Source organism: Streptomyces sp. NPDC102514, from assembly GCF_055584525.1.
In genome coordinates, this window is sequence record NZ_JBVJLW010000006.1 from 143775 (window position 1) to 162436 (window position 18662).

Here is an 18662-nt window from a genome sequence, read left to right on the forward strand (position 1 = left end):
CCGGAGGACTGTTCCGGACGGCCGCTTCGGCCGATACCCCGGACGGCCGCACCCCGTTGGCGCGGCCGTGGGGTTCGCGGTCGACTCGGGACATGACCACCGAGCCGCCGCCGCCCCCTCCGGACGACGATCCGTTCCAGAAGCCGCCGGACGAGGACCCGTTCAAGAAGCAGCAGCCGCCGCCCCAGCAGTCGCAGCCGCCGCAGCCACCACCCGACCAGGGCGGCGGCTCCCCGTACGGCGCCGCACCACCGCCCTACGGCGGCGGCGCCGGCCACCCCTACGGCGGTGGCGGTGCCCCTTACGGCGGTGCCGGCCAGGACCCCTACGGCGGCGGCCCGTACAGCAACGATCCGCTCGCCGGGATGCCGCCGCTCGCCGACAGCGGCAAACGCGTCCTCGCGCGGATCATCGACATGGTCCTCGTCCTCATCGTGGTGTGGCTGCTGACATGGGGCTTCGGCGTCAACGAGTACGACGTGGACACGGACAAGATCCAGTACGGCAAGTCCTTCGGGCAGTCCCTGATCGCCCTGCTGCTCTACGTCGGGTACGACACCTTCCTGACCACCAGGTCGGGACAGACCCTCGGCAAGAAGTGGCTGCATCTGCGGGTGGCGAACCTCGACAACGGCTCCACGCCGTCCGTGCAGACCGCACTCGTCCGCGCGCTGGTGCTGTGGGTGCCGTTCGCGTTCTGCTGCGCGTGCATCTGGACCGCGATCGCCGGCGGCTGGAGCTTCTTCGACAAGCCGTACAAGCAGGGGCTGCACGACAAGGCGGCCAAGACCGTGGTGGTCAGCACCGGCTGAACCGCCCGACGACGGACGGCGGGCGGTTCAGGAGCAGGACGGCAGGAGCCGGACAGCAGGAGCCGGGCGGCAAGCGGCCGACGGTGGGCGGCCGACGGTGAGCGGTGAAAGCCGCTGTCCGGACAGCCGGTTCCGTCCGGACGGGCCCGCGTGAACCGGGCTCGTCCGGACGGAACCGGACTGCGGACTCAGGCGCGTTCGCGTATCGGCTCGGACGCGCTCGCGGCGGCGACGGTCTCGCGCCGGGCCGAGAGCCGCGGTTCCGGAAGACGCTGATCCGGAACACGCTGGTCCGCGAGGGCGACGCGCGAAGGAGTGGTGGCCACGGCCGCGGCGGGCTTCGGCGTGGGAACCGTCATGGCCACGAGGAGACCGAGCACGAGGGCGGAGAGCGCGATGATCACGACTCCCAGGCCCGAACTCGTCTGTGACAGCAGCAGCATGGCGAGCGTGGAGAAGAGCACGGTGCAGGAACCGTAGGCGAGCTGTGCGGCGGTCGGACGAGGCATGGCAGTTCCGTCCTCGGGGTGGGGGTCTCCCCCCGGTGCCTCTCGCGATGGGGGAGGTGCGAATAAGAAGCAAGGCTGCGACAACGGTGTCGCTTGGCAAATCACCGGAAATCCGGCGCGCCGCCAACCGACTCTATTGGCCTGTCTGCCCGAGGGGAACGAGCAGTAAGCGTGACCTAACCCACGGTGCCGGAGCACAGGGGGCGCACGGAATCATGGCTTCTGCCAACCCGTCTTTTGAACGCGCCTGTTGAGCGGTACACGGATCTCCGTGAGCGGACCGGTACCGGAACCCGGTGACGGACAGCGAACGCATAGCTCACTTGACCTGTCCAAGTCAAGGTCTGTCTTTTCTCCTTCAACTCCGATCGAATGTCGTCACTTGTGACGCGCATAGAGCGCGCGCGGACTCCATAACCTGGACACCCTCCTTCCGCGCGCCCGGGCGTGAGGGAGGACTGCATCAAGTGACCAGCAGACCATGGACGTTCAGAGCAGCCGCAGTGGGTGTCGCGCTCACCGCGGCAGCCGCCACGTTCTCGACCTTCGCGGTGGCGCAGGCCGCCGACGCCGGCGACCAGCCGGCCGCGGCCGCGAACCGGCAGGACCCGGCCCGTGCCGGGGACGACGCCGAGCACGAGCACGACCTGAAGGGACCCCTGACCGACCGTCAGGAGGCCCAGCGCGAGGAGGCCCTCAAGAGGGTCATCTCCGGCGACGCCAAGCCCGTCAAGCGCGGCGGTTCGCAGGTCGTGAAGCTCCAGAACGGCAAGTACGTGGAGCTCGGCCGTGAGAAGACCGACGAGATCTTCACGATCCTCGTCGAGTTCGGCGACAAGGTGGACAGCCGCTACGGCGGCACCCCCGGGCCGCTGCACAACCAGATAGCCGAGCCGGACCGTGCCGAGGACAACAGCACGGACTGGAAGGCGGACTACAACACCAAGCACTACAAGGACCTCTACTTCGGCACCGGCAAAGGTGTCGAGTCGATGAAGAAGTACTACGAGAAGCAGTCCTCGGGCCGCTACTCCATCGACGGCACGGTCTCCGACTGGGTCAAGGTGCCCTACAACGAGGCCCGCTACGGCTCCAACAAGTGCGACCCCGACACCTGCGCGTGGAACGCCGTCGCCGACGGTGTCACCGCCTGGGTCGACGCCCAGAAGGCGGCCGGCAAGTCCGACGCCGACATCAAGACCGCGCTGTCCGCCTACGACAAGTGGGACCGCAACGACTTCGACGGCGACGGCAACTTCAACGAGCCCGACGGCTACATCGACCACTTCCAGATCGTGCACGCCGGTGAGGACGAGTCCGCGGGCGGCGGCGCCCAGGGCGACGACGCGATCTGGGCCCACCGCTGGTACGCGTTCGGCACCGACGCAGGCGCCACCGGCCCCACGGGCAACAAGATGGGCGGGGCGCAGATCGGCGACTCCGGCATCTGGGTCGGCGACTACACGATCCAGCCGGAGAACGGCGGACTCGGCGTCTTCGCCCACGAGTACGGCCACGACCTCGGTCTGCCGGACCACTACGACACGACCAACACGGCGGAGAACTCCACCGCGTTCTGGACGCTGATGTCCTCCGGTTCGTGGCTCGGCACCGGCAAGAACGCCATCGGCGACCTGCCCGGCGACATGACCGCCTGGGACAAGCTGCAGCTCGGCTGGCTGAAGTACGACACGGCGAAGGCCGCGAAGCGCTCCACCCACACGCTGGGTGTGGCCGAGTACAACACCAAGAAAGCCCAGGCGCTGGTGGTCGAACTGCCGAAGAAGGCGGTCACCACCGAGGTCGTCCCCCCGGCGCAGGGCGCCACCCAGTGGTGGAGCGGCAGCGCGAACAACCTCAAGAACACGCTGACCCGTTCCGTGGACCTCACGGGCAAGTCGGCGGCGACGCTGACCCTCGACGGGTACTACGACATCGAGACGGACTTCGACTACCTCTACACCGAGGTCTCCACCGACGGCGGCGCCAAGTGGACGGCCATCGACGGAACGGTCGACGGCCAGGCGATCCCGCGTGACGCCAGCGGCAGCCCCGCGCTGACCGGCACGTCGGCCGCGTACACGAAGCTGTCGTACCCGCTCGACGCCTACGCGGGCCAGAAGTTCGACCTGCGCTTCCGCTACTCCACCGACGGTGGCGTGGCCCAGAAGGGCTTCGCGGCGGACCGCATCACCGTCACCGCCGACGGCTCCGCGGTCTTCTCGGACGACGCCGAGACCGCCGACGCGGCGTGGAAGTCCAACGGCTTCTCCCGTATCGGCGCGTCCTTCACCAACGACTACGCGCAGTACTACATCGCGGAGAACCGTCAGTACGTGTCGTACGACAAGACCCTGAAGGTCGGCCCGTACAACTTCGGTTTCGCGTCCACGCGTCCTTCGTGGGTGGAGCACTTCCCGTACCAGAACGGTCTGTTGATCTGGAAGTGGGACACCTCCCAGCGTGACAACAACGTCAGCCAGCACAAGGGCACCGGCCTGCTGCTGCCGGTGGACGCCCACCCGACGGCGCTGAAGTGGTCCGACGGCACGCTGATGCGCAACCGCATCCAGTCCTACGACTCGCCGTTCAGCTCGTACCGGACGGACGGTCTCACGCTCCACAAGGCGGACGTCGCGACGAAGATCAAGTCGCAGCCGGGGAACCGGATCTTCAACGACCGCACGAACACGTACTACGACCCGGCCAACCCGACCGGGGGTGTCAAGATCACTGACACCAACACGAAGATCGCGATCGTCAAGGAGCCCCGCGACGGCTCGACGATCACCGTGAAGGTCTCCGCCGCGAAGTAGTAGGAGACGTTTTCGCAGGTCAAACCATGATCGGCCGCGACCCCCTGGCGGGTCGCGGCCGATCGTGTTTAGGTGCGTCCTGTGACTCTCTTATTGACACCGGATCTCGCGGGGGTATGACCGAATGGCCGCAGGAGGCTTCTGCAAGCTGCCGAACGGCACTGTCGTGGTGGCGTTGAACCTGCCCCGGCCGCTCGCCGCGGGCACCGGTTCGGTGCGGGTGCTGGTGCATGCGCACAACCGGGCCCGCGCGTTGACGCGGCTGCGCAACCTGGGGTTGCGGGCGGTGTATCTGCGCGGCAACGGGCAGCCTCCTACGCCGGACGAGGTCACGGCCGTCCTGCACCATCCCGACGGCCTCATATGGCGCACGGCGCCGGGTGTGGACGCGCTGGCCTCGGAGCTCTGGCACCCGATCCGCACCCTGATGCGCCGCCCTGCGGCGCCGACGCCGTAGGGCGCGCCCCGTCAGGGGCGCGGGGAACTGCGCGGCCGACCACGACGCGCCTGCGGCGGGCCGAGGGCGTGCTGTTGCGGGCGTACGTGTCGGCTGCGTCGGCCTGGGCCCCGTAAGGGGCGCGGGGAACTGCGCGGCCGGCCACGACGGATCTGCAGCGGGACGACAACGCGCTGCGGGCCTGCGTGTCGGCTGCGGGCCGGTGGGGGCTTGTCGCGCAGTTCCCCGCGCCCCTTACGGGGCCGGGGTCAGACCACTGGTTTGCCGGTGAGTTCCACGCCTGCTTCTCGGAGGGTGTCCAGGGCCTGGGTCGTCGTGTCCGGGGCCACGCCCGCCGTGAGGTCGAGCAGGACCTGCGTGCGGAAACCCTCCCGCGCCGCGTCCAGGGCAGTCGCCTTCACGCAGTGGTCCGTGGCGATGCCCACCACGTCGACCTCGGTGATCTCCCGCGTACGCAGCCAGTCGCCGAGCGAGACGCCGTTCTCGTCGGCGCCCTCGAAGCCGCTGTACGCGGCCGAGTACGCGCCCTTGTCGAAGACCGCGTCGATCGCGCCGGAGGCGACCGCCGGAGCGAAGTTCGGGTGGAAGCCCACCCCCTCCGTGCCGGCCACGCAGTGCGCGGGCCAGGAGTGGACGTAGTCGGGGTTGTCCGCGAAGTGACCCCCGGGAGCGATGTGGTGGTCGCGCGTCGCCACCACGTGGCGGTAGCCGGCGGGGGCCTGCCCGATCAGTTCCGTGATCGCGGCGGCCACGTCCGCCCCGCCGGGCACCGCGAGGCTGCCTCCCTCGCAGAAGTCGTTCTGGACGTCTACGACGATCAGGGCGCGGCGCATGGGCGGTGTCCTTCGGCTCGGCACCGGCGCTCCGCGGGGGAGGCCGGTGGTGTCGTGCGGGTTGTCGGGCCCTTTCAGGGCGCGGGCGTTGCCGTGCCCTTTCCCGGCTTGTCGCCCGTTCACTCCCGTACGGGCCCGGGCCGTCGGCCGGCCGGGCCCGCGGGTCTCACACGTACTCGGTCGGAATGACGGCGTCGCCGCGCGACAGCTGTGTCGCCGACAGGGGCAGGTTCGCGCGGGCCGCCGCGTGCCGGTCGCGTACGACGTCCAGTGGTTCGCGGGCGACGACCTGGCCGCCCTTGACGAGCTGCACGAGGAGCTGGTTGTCGGCGAGCTCGGCGGGAACCGCCCCTGTGCCGATCACCTCGGCCTCGGCGACCCCGTGCTCGTCGAGCCGCCGCGCGGCCCACTTGCGGCCACCGATGGACGTCTTGCCGCCCGAGGACTTCTTGGCCACCGGCAGGAGCGGAGCCTTCGGGTCCGCCGACTCGGCACGCGCGACGATCTTGTAGACCATCGAGCACGTCGGATGCCCGGAACCCGTCACCAGCTGGGTGCCCACCCCGTACGCGTCCACGGGCGCCGCGGCCAGCGAGGCGATCGCGTACTCGTCGAGGTCCGAGGTCACGGTGATCCGGGTCTTCGTGGCGCCCAGCTCGTCCAGCTGCTGCCGTACCCGGTGCGCCACGAGCAGCAGGTCACCGGAGTCGATGCGGACGGCGCCCAGCTCGGGCCCGGCCACCTCGACGGCCAGCCGCACGGCCTCGGCGACGTCGTACGTGTCCACGAGGAGCGTGGTGCCCCGGCCGAGCGAGTCCACCTGGGCGCGGAAGGCGTCCCGCTCGGTGTCGTGCACGAGGGTGAAGGCGTGGGCGGACGTGCCGACCGTCGGGATGCCGTAGCGGAAGCCCGCGGCCAGGTCCGAGGTGGTGGTGAAGCCGCCGACGTACGCCGCGCGGGACGCCGCCACCGCGGCCAGTTCGTGGGTGCGCCGGGCACCCATCTCGATCAGGGGACGGCCGCCCGCGGCCGAGGCCATCCGGGAGGCGGCTGCCGCGATGGCCGAGTCGTGGTTGAGGATGGAGAGGATCACGGTCTCCAGGAGCACGCACTCCGCGAAGGAGCCCTCGACGCGCAGGACCGGCGACCCGGCGAAGTACACCTCGCCCTCCGGGTAGCCCCAGATGTCCCCGCCGAAGCGGTACGAGGACAGCCACTCGAGGGTCGGCTCGTCCACGACGTTCCGCTCGCGCAGGAAGCCGATGACGTCCGCGTCGAAGCGGAAGTTCTCCACCGCGTCCAGGACCCGCCCGGTGCCGGCGACGACTCCGTAGCGGCGGCCCTCGGGCAGACGGCGGGTGAAGACCTCGAAGACCGAACGCCGGTCGGCCGTGCCGCCCTTGAGAGCGGCCTGCAGCATGGTCAGCTCGTAATGGTCCGTGAAGAGAGCTGTCGACGGCACATCCACCGGCAGTCCCAGGTCCGCAGTGTTCATGACCGGGATGCTACCCCTATCTCGTCACTCTGACGATTTCTAGGTCGTGTGATGTGCGGCTCGCCCGCGATGCGCATGATTTGCGGGCCTCGTTTGGCCGGGCAGCCGCCTGTGGTGGCAGCATGGGCCGTGTGACGGCTCCCGCACCCCTAGAGACCGAAAAGACCGAGTCGGCTGAGGAGGTCTTCGCCGTAACCGAGCCCGACGTCCCCTGGGTGACCATCGTCCACAACGATCCGGTCAACCTGATGAGCTACGTGACCTACGTCTTCCAGTCGTACTTCGGGTACTCGAAGTACAAGGCCACCAAGCTGATGATGGACGTACACCACAAGGGCCGGGCCGTTGTCTCCAGCGGCACCCGTGAGGAGATGGAACGCGATGTGCAGGCCATGCACGGCTACGGTCTGTGGGCCACCCTCCAGCACGACCGGAAATGACCCGGCCGAGGACCGCGAGACCGCAGACCGTGAGACCGGACATCGCAGGACCGGAGACCGCGGAACCGGAAACCGCGGAACCGGCCACGGCAGGACCGGCACCCGCCCGACGCCGGCGCAGCACCCGACGCCCGCGCAGCACTGGAAGTAGCGACGCAACCTGATGCCAGGACACTTCGAACCGCTCCCCGGCGGCGGCGCGGCCGTCGCGCTCGACGAGGTCGAGATCTCCATCATCCGCTCCCTCGCCGTACAGCTCCTGGAGCTCATCGGACCGGGCCCCGGCGGGGACGTCTCCGACGACCCGCTCGCCGAACTGTTCGCGGAGGGGCCGAGCGAGCCGCCCTCGGACCCCGTGCTGAAGCGCCTCTTCCCGGACGCGTACAGCGGCCCCGACGTCGAGGCCACCTCGCCCGAGCAGGCCGAGGAGCAGCGTGCGTACTCCTCGGAGTTCCGCCGCTTCACCGAGAACGACCTGCGCGCCGGCAAGCGGGACAACGCCCTTGTGGTGATCCGCTCCCTGGACGGCGTCGCGGCCGTGGGGGAGGGGGGAGCGGTCCTGAAGCTGACGTCCGAGGAATCGAAGCAGTGGCTCAGCTGCCTCAACGACCTGCGCCTCGCGATCGGCTCCCGGCTGGACGTCGTCGACGAGGAGGACACGGACCTTCTCTACCGGCTCCCCGACGAGGACCCGCGCAAGCCGATGGTGATGGCGTACCTGTGGCTCGGCGGACTGCAGGAGACGCTGGTCGAGACGTTGATGCCCTGACGCGAAGCCGTCGGTGACGGGGCATCGAACGTTTGCTCAGCGGACGCTCAAATCCGGATAACGATCACATCACCACCCGGGCCTGCAATGTGGGCCCGGGTGTCGTATGTCCGCTTCTTCCTGTGGCATGCGCTACAAGCGGCCCGAACGGCGAATGTTGCGGCCGTGATAAATCTTCTCGATCGCTCGGCGGGACACCACCCACGTCCTGCCGGGTGCGCCACTGATCCGGCCACAGCCGGCCAGGCGCGCGCGGCCTCGGGAAGGCCGTGCGGCGGGCTCGGGGAGCCCGCTCGACTCCAGTGATCCGGGGGGATTCGGAAACCGGACCGAAGCCGACGAAGGCTCGGACCGGTATGGAGAAAGGCGCATCAGACATGACCTCGGTGCAGGTCGGTAAGCACGACGACGAGCAGGGCGGCAACGGCGCCGCCGACGGCGACGCCCCCGGAGAAGGCTACGAACGCGGGCTCGGCAGCCGTCAGGTCCAGATGATCGCGATCGGCGGCGCGATCGGCGTCGGCCTCTTCCTGGGAGCCGGGGCGAACATCGCCAAGGCGGGCCCCAGCCTCATCCTCATGTACGCCCTCGCGGGCGTCATCATCTTCTTCATCATGCGAGCCCTCGGTGAGCTGCTGCTCTACCGCCCGGTCTCGGGCTCCTTCGCGGAGTACTCCCGTGAGTTCCTCGGCCCGTTCTTCGGCTACTTCACCGGCTGGACGTACTGGCTGATGTGGGTCGTCACCGGCATGGCGGAACTCACCGCCGCCGCGATCTACGTCAACTACTGGTTCCCGCAGATCCCGCAGTGGGTCACGGCCCTGGTCTTCCTGGTCGTGCTCTTCGTGGCGAACCTGATCTCCGTCAAGCTCTTCGGCGAGATCGAGTTCTGGTTCTCGATGGTCAAGGTCACCGCGCTCATCGGCATGATCGTGATCGGCCTCGGCGTGCTCACCTTCGGCTTCAGCTCCGCGGGCGACACCGCCGCCGTGTCCAACCTCTGGGCCGTCGACGGCTTCTTCCCCAAGGGCATCGGCTCGTCCCTGATGACCCTCCAGGGCGTGATGTTCGCCTACCTGGCCGTCGAACTCGTCGGCGTCACCGCGGGCGAGTCCGAGAACCCGGAGAAGACCCTCCCCAAGGCGATCAACACCCTGCCCTGGCGCATCGCCCTCTTCTACGTCGGCGCGCTCACGGTGATCCTCTGCGTGGTGAAGTGGACGGAGTTCGCGCCGGGCGTGAGCCCCTTCGTCGCGGCCTTCGCGAAGATCGGCATCCCGGCGGGCGCCGGCATCGTCAACTTCGTCGTGCTGACGGCGGCCCTGTCCTCCTGCAACTCCGGCATGTACTCCACGGGCCGCATGCTGCGCACCCTGGCCGACAACGGTGAGGCCCCGAGGATCTTCAACAAGCTGTCCTCCACCAGGACGCCCGCGTTCGGCATCACTCTCTCCGTGCTCTTCATGGGCGTCGGAGTGATCCTGAACTACATCGTCCCGGAGAAGGCCTTCGGTTACGTCGTCTCGGTGGCCACCGCGGCCGGCATCTGGACCTGGCTCATGATCCTCATCAGCCACATCCTGTACCGCCGTGCCGTCGACGCGGGCCGCCTGCCCGCCTCGCCCTTCCCGGCCCCGGGCGGCTCGAAGTTCAGCTGGGTCGCCGTCGTGTTCCTGCTCTTCGTGACCTGCCTCATCGCGTACGACGCCGAGTCCCGCGTCTGCCTGTACGTGATGGCCGGCTGGGCCGCGGCGCTGGGCATCGGCTGGGCCGTGCTGAAGTCCCGTAACCCGCAGGTCACCGAGCGCCGCGAGCCGGAGTTCGAGAAGGCCAACTGACGGCAATCCGCGGGTTGCCGTCCCGGACGGGGCACTCCTCGTCGCCCCGGACGCCCAGCATGTGGGCAGCCCCGTACCACTCTCCGGTACGGGGCTGCCGTCTGCCTATCCTGGCCCCATGCTGACCATCACCCAGGCCCTCGTCGACCAGATCGTCGCGCACGCGCGCCAGGACCATCCCGACGAGGCGTGCGGCGTGATCGCGGGCCCGGAGGGCACCGGCCGCCCCGAGCGCTTCATCCCCATGCTGAACGCGGCGATGTCGCCCACGTTCTACGAGTTCGACTCGGGGGACCTGCTCAAGCTGTACCGCGAGATGGACGACCGCGACGAGGAACCGGTCGTCGTCTACCACTCGCACACGTCCACCGAGGCCCACCCCTCCCGCACGGACATCAACCTCGCGAGCGAGCCGAACGCCCACTACGTCCTCGTCTCGACCGCCGACACCGACGGACTCGGGGACTTCCAGTTCCGCTCGTTCCGGATCGTGGACGGCGAGGTCACGGAGGAGGAGGTCACGGTGGTGGAGGCGTACTGAGCCCCCTCACGGACCCCCCGGTTCACGTCCGGTCCGCGCCGGATTCCGCCCGATCCCATACTTCGGGCAGAATTCATCCACTATCTGAGATCACATTCCGGGACCCGGACCGGGAATCGATACGATGAGCCCATGGTTTCCCACGACGTGAGCGACAAGACGCCGGGCATGCTGCTCGTGGCGCGGCTGCACGTCGACCTGTGCAGGCTGCAGAGCGCCATCTGTACGCGCTGAACCCTGCCGCCGTACGGCCGTGAGAGCCTCGGCTCCGCGCGGGGCCGCGACCGGCGTCCCCCTGCCCGCCCCGGCACGGTCTCCGCACGCACCGCCTCGCGCAACGCCGCGCAACCTCAGGCAAGCCCACCCAGACCCGACTCGCCTTCCGACTTCCGCTTTCCGACAGGAGCCCGCAACCATGGCCATCGAGGTCCGCATCCCCACCATCCTCCGCACCTACACCGACGGCCAGAAGGCCGTCGAGGGCGGCGGGGAGACCCTTGCCGCGCTCTTCGCCGACCTCGAAAGCCGCCACACGGGCATCCAGGCCCGCATCGTGGACGGGGGCGAACTGCGCCGCTTCGTGAACGTGTACCTGAACGACGAGGACGTCCGCTTCCTCGACGGCATCAACACCAAGCTCACCGACGGCGACAGCGTCACCATCCTGCCGGCCGTCGCCGGCGGCATGGTCTGACCGGGCTGCCGGGCTCTGATCGCTGATGCGCTACGACTCCCCGCTGGCCGCGGTGGGCAACACCCCTCTGGTGCGCCTGCCGCGGCTCTCGCCGTCCGCCGACGTCCGTATCTGGGCGAAGCTCGAGGACCGCAACCCGACCGGCTCGGTCAAGGACCGTCCCGCGCTCCACATGGTCGAACAGGCCGAGAAGGACGGCCGGCTGACACCCGGCTGCACGATCCTCGAACCGACGTCCGGCAACACCGGCATCTCGCTCGCCATGGCCGCGAAGCTCAAGGGCTACCGCATGGTGTGCGTCATGCCCGAGAACACCTCGCAGGAGCGGCGGGACCTGCTCGGCATGTGGGGCGCCCAGATCATCCCCTCGCCCGCGGCGGGCGGCTCCAACACGGCGGTGCGCGTGGCGAAGGAGCTGGCCGCCGAGCACCCCGACTGGGTGATGCTCTACCAGTACGGCAACCCCGACAACGCGGGCGCGCACTACGCGACCACGGGCCCCGAGATCCTCGCCGACCTGCCGTCCGTCACGCACTTCGTCGCTGGACTCGGTACCACCGGGACGCTGATGGGCGTGGGCCGGTTCCTGCGCGAGCACAAGCCCGACGTGAAGATCGTCGCGGCCGAGCCGCGCTACGACGACCTCGTCTACGGTCTGCGCAACCTCGACGAGGGCTTCGTACCGGAGCTGTACGACGCGTCCGTGCTGACCACCCGCTTCTCGGTCGGCTCGGCCGACGCGGTGACCCGCACGCGGGAGCTCCTCCAGCAGGAGGGCATCTTCGCCGGTGTGTCCACGGGGGCCGCGCTCCACGCCGCGATCGGCGTCGGCCGCAAGGCCGTGACGGCGGGCGAGCCCGCCGACATCGTGTTCGTGGTGGCCGACGGCGGCTGGAAGTACCTGTCGACGGGCGTCTACACGGCGGAGACGACGGAGGAAGCGATCGCGACGCTGCAGGGGCAGCTCTGGGCGTAGGGATTTTCTCGCCCCCGCCGCCCCTACCCGTCCCGTCACTGTGTCCTCAAACGCCGGACGGGCTGAATACGTTTCAGCCCGTCCGGCGTTTGAGGACCGGGGGGTTCGGGGGCCGGCCCCCGAGTCGGTGACGGGAACACGCCCTACCGGGCAAGGTGCCGCACCCGGTCCCAGACCCGCGCGTCCACTTCCCCCACCCGCCGCCGGAACTCCCGCACGGGCACCCCCCGCAACTCACCCGTCTCAAGAAAACTCGTGCGCCCCCGCGCATCCCCCACCGACCCCGCGGGCAGCGCGATGACCCCGTCCCGCCCGTCGTCGTGGTACTTCGTCGTGATCTTCGCGACCACGGCCTTGCGCCCGCGTACCGACAGGACCAGGCAGGGCCGGTCCTTCGCGCCGGGCCCGTCCTCGAACGGCACGTTCGCCCACCAGATCTCGGCGGGCTGAGGCCGCGACGGACGCCGTACACCGTCGGCCCGCCCGGGCGGACGCCGAGTGGGCCGCTGCCCGGGGCGCTGCGCGGGACGCCGTCGGGCGGACGGCTTGCGCCCCCGTCCCCACCCGTCCACGAACGTCGCCACGGCCGCGAGCAGCACCACACCCGCCAGCGCGAGCCACCACGACATGTTCATGCGTACGACGGTACCCGGGATGCCCGAGCCCACGCCCGCACGCCCCCGAACCGGTGACAGCGCAGGTGAGTTCCCCCACAACAGCCCTCGACGGAGGAGCGACCCGCCCTTTCGCGCCTTACGCTCGACGGACCGTAAGACCCCTGTCACGACCCCCGTCTTCACTCCCCGCCCGCGGAGGTTTCCGCTCTATGAAGCTCACCGTCGTCGGCTGCTCGGGGTCGTTCCCGTCCGCGGAATCGGCCTGTTCGAGCTACCTCGTCGAGGCCGACGGCTTCCGGCTGCTTCTCGACATGGGCAACGGTGCCCTTGGCGAGCTGCAGCGCCACTGCGGTCTCTACGACCTCGATGCGATCTTCCTCAGCCATCTGCACGCCGACCACTGCATCGACATGTGCGCGTACTTCGTCGCGCGCTACTACCGCCATGACGGCGGGCGCTGCGATCCGATCCCGGTCTACGGACCCGAGGGCACGGAGCAGCGCCTGACCACCGCGTACGCGGACACCCCCTCCGCCTCCTCCATGAGCGAGGTCTTCGACTTCCACACGGTCAAGCCGGGCTCCTTCGAGATCGGCCCGTTCTCGGTGCACACCGAGAAGGTCAGCCATCCCGTGGAGGCGTACGGCATCCGTGTGGAGCACGGCGGGCGGTCGCTGACCTACTCCGGGGACACGGGCGTGTGCGACACGCTCGACGAACTGGCCCGGGACACGGACCTGTTCCTCTGCGAGGCCGCGTTCACCCACGGCAAGGAGAACATCCCGGACCTGCACCTCAACGGCCGCGAGGCCGGCGAGACCGCGACCCGTGTGGGCGCGCGCCGCCTGGTCCTCACCCACATCCCCCCGTGGACGGACCCCCAGGCGAACCTGGACCACGCCCGAGAGGTCTTCACCGGCCCGGTGGAACTGGCGACACCGCGGGCGACGTACGACATCTGAGGACGGTCGGACGCAGCACAGGGCCCCCGGAGCAGATCCGCTCCGGGGGCCCTGTGCTGTGTCACGCCGTGCGAGGACTCACGCCTTGGTGAGGTCCTCGACCTCCTCGTCGGGCTCGCGGCCCGGGGTGGCGAGGTTGAACTTGATGATCGCGAAGCGGAAGGTCACGTAGTAGACCGCCGCGAAGACCAGACCGATCGGGATGATCAGCCATGGCTTGGTGGCGAGGTTCCAGTTCAGGAAGTAGTCGATGGCACCGGCGGAGAAGCTGAAGCCGTGGTGCACGCCCAGCGCCCAGGTGATCGCCATCGACAGGGCGGTCAGGACCGCGTGGATCACGTACAGGAGCGGTGCGATGAACATGAACGAGAACTCGATCGGCTCCGTGATGCCGGTGACGAACGAGGTCAGCGCGAGGGAGATCATCATGCCGCCGACGGCCTTGCGGCGCTCGGGGCGGGCGCAGTGCGTGATCGCGAGGGCCGCGGCCGGGAGCGCGAACATCATGATGGGGAAGAAGCCCGTCATGAACTGACCGGCGGTCGGGTCACCGTGGAAGAAGCGCGGCAGGTCACCGTGCCAGAGGGCGCCCGCGGAGTCCTTGTAGGAGCCGATCTCCTGCCAGGCGACGGTGTTGACGAACTGGTGCATGCCGACCGGGAGCAGCGCGCGGTTGATCGCGCCGAAGATGCCCGCGCCGACCGCGCCGAGGCCGGTCATCCACTCGCCGAAGTTGGTGATGACGTCGCCGACGGGCTCCCAGACCAGACCGAAGAAGACGCCGACCGCGGTGCCGATGAAGGCCATCAGGATCGGGACGAGGCGACGGCCGTTGAAGAAGCCGAGCCAGTCGGGCAGCTTGGTGCGGTGGAACCGCTGCCAGGTGACGGCGGCTATCAGGCCCATCACGATGCCGCCGAGGACCTTGGGGTCGTTGTAGGTCGCGGCGACGTCCGCGCCGTCCTGGACCTTGGCGTCGGTGATCGGGAACGCGGTGAGCACGTTCTTGTAGACCAGGAAGCCGACCAGCGCCGCGAGGGCGGTGGAGCCGTCGGACTTCTTGGCGAAGCCGATGGCGATGCCGACGCAGAACAGCAGCGGCAGGTTGGCGAAGACCGCGTCACCGGCCGTGGCGAACACGGAGGCGACCTTGTCCCAGCCGAGTCCGTCGGCGCCGAACACGTCGGGCTGGCCGAGCCGGAGCAGGATGCCGGCGGCCGGCAGCACGGCGATGGGGAGCTGCAGGCTGCGGCCGACCTTCTGCAGGCCCTGGAGCAGGCCGGAGCCCCACCTCTTCGTGGGGGCCGCCGGAGCTGTGGCGGTGGTCATTGTTCCTCCATGTGCTGCGTGCTGCCGGGGACGAAAAGGGAGAGAGAAAGGGAGAGCAAGAGGGTGCACGAGGGATGGACAGCATCCGCGTGGTCTACACCACTCAGTGGTGTAGACCTGTTGTAGCACGGTGAAGGTGAGATAAGGAACCCGCCAGTTTTGTGGCCCCGGCGATAGCGGGAGGCTCGGCTCAGATCGTTATGAACGCGAACCGGGAGCACGCCGAAGGGCCCCCGGACCGGTCGGCCGGGGGCCCTTCACTGGGCACGGGGTCCTCGCCCGCGCGCTACGCCTTCGTCACGTCCTCGACCTCGTCCTCCGGCTCCCGCCCCGGCGTCCGCAGATCGAACTTCGTGATCGCGAAGCGGAAGACCACGTAGTAGACGACCGCGAAACACAGCCCGATCGGGATGATCGCCCAGGGTCTCGTGGCGAGGTTCCAGTTGATGACGTAGTCGATCAGGCCGGCCGAGAAGCTGAAACCGTCATGCACCCCGAGCCCCCACGTCACCGCCATGGAGACACCGGTGAGCACCGCGTGGATCGCGTACAGGAGCGGTGCGATGAACACGAACGAGTACTCGATCGGTTCCGTGATGCCCGTGACGAACGAGGTCAGCGCGATCGACAGCATCAGCCCCCCGATCTCCTTGCGGCGATGCGGCTTCGCGCAGTGCGTCATGGCCAGGCACGCGGCCGGCAGCGCGAACATCATGATGGGGAAGAACCCGGACGTGAACTGGCCCGCGTTCGGATCGCCCGCCAGGAACATGTTGATGTCACCGTGCACGACCGACCCGTCCGGCTTGGTGAAGCTGCCGAACTGGAACCAGATGGGCACGTTCAGGAACTGGTGCAGCCCGATCACCAGCAGCGCACGGTTGGCGATACCGAAGACACCCGCACCCCACGCACCCAGACTCACCAGCCAGTCGCTGAAGTCCTCCAGGCCCCGGCCGATCGGCGGCCACACCCACAGGCACAGCGCGGCGAACGCGATCGCCACGAACGCCATGATGATCGGCACCAGCCGGCGGCCGTTGAAGAAGCCCAGCCAGTCGACGAGCCTCGTGCGGTGGTAGCGCTGCCAGAAGTAGGCCGCCATCAGCCCGATGGCGATACCGCCGAACACACCCGGATTCTGGTACGTGAAGACCGCCACCGTGCCGTCCTGCGCCTGGCAGCCCGCCGCCACCACCTTCGCCTGGTCCGCACAGTCCTCCGGGAACTGCCGCAGCACGCTGTAGTAGACGAGGAAACCGGCCGTGGCCGCCAGCGCCGTCGAACCGTCCGACTTCTTCGCCATCCCGATCGCCACACCGATGCAGAACAGCAGCGGCAGGCCGAGCGAACCGTCGAGCAGCGCACCGCCCGCGCCCGCCATCACCTTCGAGACGTTCGTCCAGCCGAGACCGTCGGCCCCGAACACGTCGGGCTGCCCCAGCCGGTTGAGGATGCCCGCCGCCGGCAGTACCGCGATGGGCAATTGAAGGCTGCGGCCCATCTTCTGCAGACCCTGGAACAGATCGCTCCACCGGGAGCGCGCGGGCACGACCGCGCTGTCGGCACTCATGGGTGTCCTCCTGCGTCCCAGGTTTGGCGGCCGCCGAAAACTGGTGTAGACCAGTCAGCGAACGATGTGTGAACGGTTCTCGCTGTCGTGATCGCCATCATTCGGCAGAGGCGACGTGGCCGCTCGCGAAGATGGGCCAACTGTGGGTTACTGCGAAAAAGCGCTGCGACAAAGCGGTTCGGATCAGGGAGAAGGACATGGCCAGCAAGGCTGAGAAGATCGTCGCCGGGCTCGGTGGCATCGACAACATCGAAGAGGTCGAGGGCTGCATCACCCGGCTGCGCACCGAGGTCGTCGACCCGAGCAAGGTCGACGAGGCCGCCCTGAAGGCCGCGGGCGCCCACGGCGTCGTCAAGATGGGCACCGCGATCCAGGTCGTCATCGGCACCGACGCCGACCCGATCGCCGCCGACATCGAAGACATGATGTAACTGCCGGGACGGACGTCGAAGTCCGACCCGGGCGAGGGGCCGCTTCCGTATACGGGGGCGGCCCCTCACCCGTATACGACTAGGCTCTTCGCCATGTCTCGCATCGACGGCCGCACGCCCGAACAGCTCCGCCCGATCACCATCGAACGCGGCTGGAGCAAGCACGCCGAGGGCTCCGTCCTCGTCTCCTTCGGCGACACGAAGGTCTTCTGCACCGCCTCCGTCACCGAAGGCGTCCCGCGCTGGCGCAAGGGCAGCGGCGAAGGCTGGGTGACCGCCGAATACTCCATGCTTCCCCGCGCCACCAACTCCCGCGGCGACCGCGAGTCCGTCCGCGGCAAGATCGGCGGCCGCACCCACGAGATCAGCCGGCTCATCGGCCGCTCCCTGCGCGCGGTCATCGACTACAAGGCGCTCGGCGAGAACACCATCGTCCTGGACTGCGACGTCCTCCAGGCCGACGGAGGCACCCGCACGGCCGCCATCACCGGCGCGTACGTCGCCCTCGCCGACGCCGTCACCTGGGCCCAGGGCAAGAAGCTCATCAAGGCCAACCGGCAGCCCCTCACCGGAACGGTCAGCGCCGTCTCCGTCGGCATCGTCGGCGGCCTCCCCCTCCTCGACCTCTGCTACGAGGAGGACGTCCGCGCCGACACCGACATGAACGTCGTCTGCACCGGCGACGGCCGCTTCGTCGAGGTGCAAGGCACCGCCGAGGCCGAGCCGTTCGACCGCGACGAGCTCAACTCCCTTCTCGATCTGGCCGTTCTGGGCTGCACGGAACTCGCTGTCGCCCAGCGCACGGCACTTGATACCGTCCTCGAAAGGTAAAGGACGTACCAAGAAGGCCGCAGGTCGCGGGCAACCACGGCACCGGCAGACGCGTCCCTACAGGTGCGGGCGAACGGCACACCACCGTCTCGCCCGGCCAGTACCAAACGGGGGCCCTGAGGCCTACGAAACGGGGCCCTCGGGGGCCTGACCACGGGAGGACCGTTCCATGGCCGCGAGCCGCCGCCGACCACGCCGTATCACCGCCGTCGCCGCAGCAGTGGCAGCCGTCGCGCTGACGGCCGGGCTCACCACCGGCTGCGACGCCGTCAACAAGGCGCTCGACTGCGTCCAGACCGCCGACACGATCGCCGACAGCGTCACCGACCTCCAGCAGGCCGTGGAGAACGCCGGCGACGACCCGAGGCAAGCCGACGAGGCACTCGACTCGATCGACAAGAACCTCGACACCATCGGCGACAAGACCGACGACACCGACATCAACAAGGCCGTGGACGACCTCCAGAAGGCGGTCGGCAACGTCCGTGACGCCATCAACGACGGTGACGCGACCCCGGACATCAGCCCCGTCACCGACGCGGCGGGCGAACTCACCAAGGTCTGTACCCCGTAGCGACACCGGCCGGCCCCCGCGGGCGGCGAACGATCACGGGCGGCACGCGAACGCGTGCGTCCACCTGGCGAAGGGCTGTCCCGTAAGTCCCGGTGGATCAGCGCGCGGCGTCAGATGCGGTGCATCGCAAGGCGCCGGGTCGCCCTCATACCGGGTGTATTCGGG

General features: G+C 69.0%; 20 protein-coding genes. 14 read left to right on the forward strand and 6 right to left on the reverse strand.

What is annotated here, in order from left to right:
* Positions 1-92 precede the first annotated feature (92 nt).
* A complete protein-coding gene (locus ACZ60E_RS17425) occupies positions 93-812 on the forward strand; it encodes an RDD family protein (protein ID WP_469441357.1) in 720 nt (239 codons plus the stop codon).
* A gap of 188 nt (positions 813-1000) precedes the next feature.
* On the opposite strand, the gene ACZ60E_RS17430 is transcribed toward ACZ60E_RS17425, so the two are convergent.
* Positions 1001-1321 (reverse strand): hypothetical protein, encoded by a 321-nt coding sequence (locus ACZ60E_RS17430; RefSeq protein ID WP_469441359.1) that lies wholly within the window; start codon positions 1319-1321, stop codon positions 1001-1003.
* A 467-nt stretch (positions 1322-1788) separates the two neighbouring features.
* Here ACZ60E_RS17430 and ACZ60E_RS17435 point away from each other — a divergent pair, with 467 nt between their 5' ends.
* Together ACZ60E_RS17435 and ACZ60E_RS17440 are read left to right on the forward strand one after the other, a co-directional pair.
* The gene (locus ACZ60E_RS17435; RefSeq protein ID WP_469441361.1) at positions 1789-4137 is read left to right on the forward strand and encodes an immune inhibitor A domain-containing protein; all 2349 of its coding nucleotides are present in this window, start codon (positions 1789-1791) and stop codon (positions 4135-4137) included.
* Positions 4138-4261: 124 nt separating this feature from the next.
* Positions 4262-4594: a hypothetical protein gene (locus ACZ60E_RS17440; protein ID WP_384805208.1), complete on the forward strand. Its 333-nt coding sequence runs from the start codon at positions 4262-4264 to the stop codon at positions 4592-4594.
* A gap of 248 nt (positions 4595-4842) precedes the next feature.
* Here the strand turns inward: ACZ60E_RS17440 and ACZ60E_RS17445 are convergent, their stop codons facing one another.
* On the reverse strand, positions 4843-5427 hold the full coding sequence (locus ACZ60E_RS17445; RefSeq protein ID WP_384805206.1) for a nicotinamidase: 585 nt from the start codon (positions 5425-5427) through the stop codon (positions 4843-4845).
* Between the two features lie 166 nt (positions 5428-5593).
* Positions 5594-6922 (reverse strand): nicotinate phosphoribosyltransferase, encoded by a 1329-nt coding sequence (locus tag ACZ60E_RS17450; protein ID WP_384805204.1) that lies wholly within the window; start codon positions 6920-6922, stop codon positions 5594-5596.
* Positions 6923-7044: 122 nt separating this feature from the next.
* On the opposite strand from ACZ60E_RS17450, the gene clpS reads away from it, so the two are divergent.
* The 7 genes from clpS to ACZ60E_RS17485 all read left to right on the forward strand — a co-directional run bounded on the left by clpS (position 7045) and on the right by ACZ60E_RS17485 (position 12180).
* Positions 7045-7362: an ATP-dependent Clp protease adapter ClpS gene (clpS, locus tag ACZ60E_RS17455; protein ID WP_469441365.1), complete on the forward strand. Its 318-nt coding sequence runs from the start codon at positions 7045-7047 to the stop codon at positions 7360-7362.
* 163 nt (positions 7363-7525) lie between these two features.
* Positions 7526-8131: a DUF2017 domain-containing protein gene (locus ACZ60E_RS17460; RefSeq protein WP_107015979.1), complete on the forward strand. Its 606-nt coding sequence runs from the start codon at positions 7526-7528 to the stop codon at positions 8129-8131.
* 377 nt (positions 8132-8508) lie between these two features.
* The gene (locus ACZ60E_RS17465; protein WP_384805201.1) at positions 8509-9969 is read left to right on the forward strand and encodes an amino acid permease; all 1461 of its coding nucleotides are present in this window, start codon (positions 8509-8511) and stop codon (positions 9967-9969) included.
* A gap of 118 nt (positions 9970-10087) precedes the next feature.
* Positions 10088-10510 (forward strand): M67 family metallopeptidase, encoded by a 423-nt coding sequence (locus tag ACZ60E_RS17470; RefSeq protein ID WP_210882244.1) that lies wholly within the window; start codon positions 10088-10090, stop codon positions 10508-10510.
* A gap of 132 nt (positions 10511-10642) precedes the next feature.
* Positions 10643-10744, forward strand: coding sequence for a putative leader peptide (locus tag ACZ60E_RS17475; RefSeq protein ID WP_313904860.1), 102 nt, complete (start codon positions 10643-10645; stop codon positions 10742-10744).
* Positions 10745-10925: 181 nt separating this feature from the next.
* Complete coding sequence (locus tag ACZ60E_RS17480) at positions 10926-11204, forward strand: MoaD/ThiS family protein (RefSeq protein ID WP_189775146.1); 279 nt, start codon at positions 10926-10928, stop codon at positions 11202-11204.
* A gap of 25 nt (positions 11205-11229) precedes the next feature.
* A complete protein-coding gene (locus ACZ60E_RS17485) occupies positions 11230-12180 on the forward strand; it encodes a PLP-dependent cysteine synthase family protein (RefSeq protein ID WP_453793505.1) in 951 nt (316 codons plus the stop codon).
* A gap of 143 nt (positions 12181-12323) precedes the next feature.
* Here the strand turns inward: ACZ60E_RS17485 and ACZ60E_RS17490 are convergent, their stop codons facing one another.
* Positions 12324-12815 (reverse strand): type II toxin-antitoxin system PemK/MazF family toxin, encoded by a 492-nt coding sequence (locus ACZ60E_RS17490; protein WP_384805197.1) that lies wholly within the window; start codon positions 12813-12815, stop codon positions 12324-12326.
* A 191-nt stretch (positions 12816-13006) separates the two neighbouring features.
* On the opposite strand from ACZ60E_RS17490, the gene ACZ60E_RS17495 reads away from it, so the two are divergent.
* Positions 13007-13759, forward strand: coding sequence for an MBL fold metallo-hydrolase (locus tag ACZ60E_RS17495; protein WP_469441369.1), 753 nt, complete (start codon positions 13007-13009; stop codon positions 13757-13759).
* 78 nt (positions 13760-13837) lie between these two features.
* Here the strand turns inward: ACZ60E_RS17495 and ACZ60E_RS17500 are convergent, their stop codons facing one another.
* Positions 13838-15088, reverse strand: a complete 1251-nt coding sequence (locus ACZ60E_RS17500; protein WP_385833413.1) for a PTS transporter subunit EIIC — start codon at positions 15086-15088, stop codon at positions 13838-13840.
* Positions 15089-15374: 286 nt separating this feature from the next.
* Positions 15375-16661 (reverse strand): PTS transporter subunit EIIC, encoded by a 1287-nt coding sequence (locus ACZ60E_RS17505; RefSeq protein WP_384805191.1) that lies wholly within the window; start codon positions 16659-16661, stop codon positions 15375-15377.
* Positions 16662-16792: 131 nt separating this feature from the next.
* On the opposite strand from ACZ60E_RS17505, the gene ACZ60E_RS17510 reads away from it, so the two are divergent.
* From ACZ60E_RS17510 to ACZ60E_RS17520, 3 genes are all read left to right on the forward strand, one after another.
* On the forward strand, positions 16793-17092 hold the full coding sequence (locus ACZ60E_RS17510) for a PTS sugar transporter subunit IIB (protein ID WP_384805189.1): 300 nt from the start codon (positions 16793-16795) through the stop codon (positions 17090-17092).
* A gap of 93 nt (positions 17093-17185) precedes the next feature.
* The gene (gene rph / locus ACZ60E_RS17515; RefSeq protein ID WP_384805187.1) at positions 17186-17923 is read left to right on the forward strand and encodes a ribonuclease PH; all 738 of its coding nucleotides are present in this window, start codon (positions 17186-17188) and stop codon (positions 17921-17923) included.
* A gap of 169 nt (positions 17924-18092) precedes the next feature.
* Complete coding sequence (locus tag ACZ60E_RS17520) at positions 18093-18497, forward strand: hypothetical protein (RefSeq protein WP_384805185.1); 405 nt, start codon at positions 18093-18095, stop codon at positions 18495-18497.
* The last annotated feature ends 165 nt before the right edge of the window (positions 18498-18662 follow it).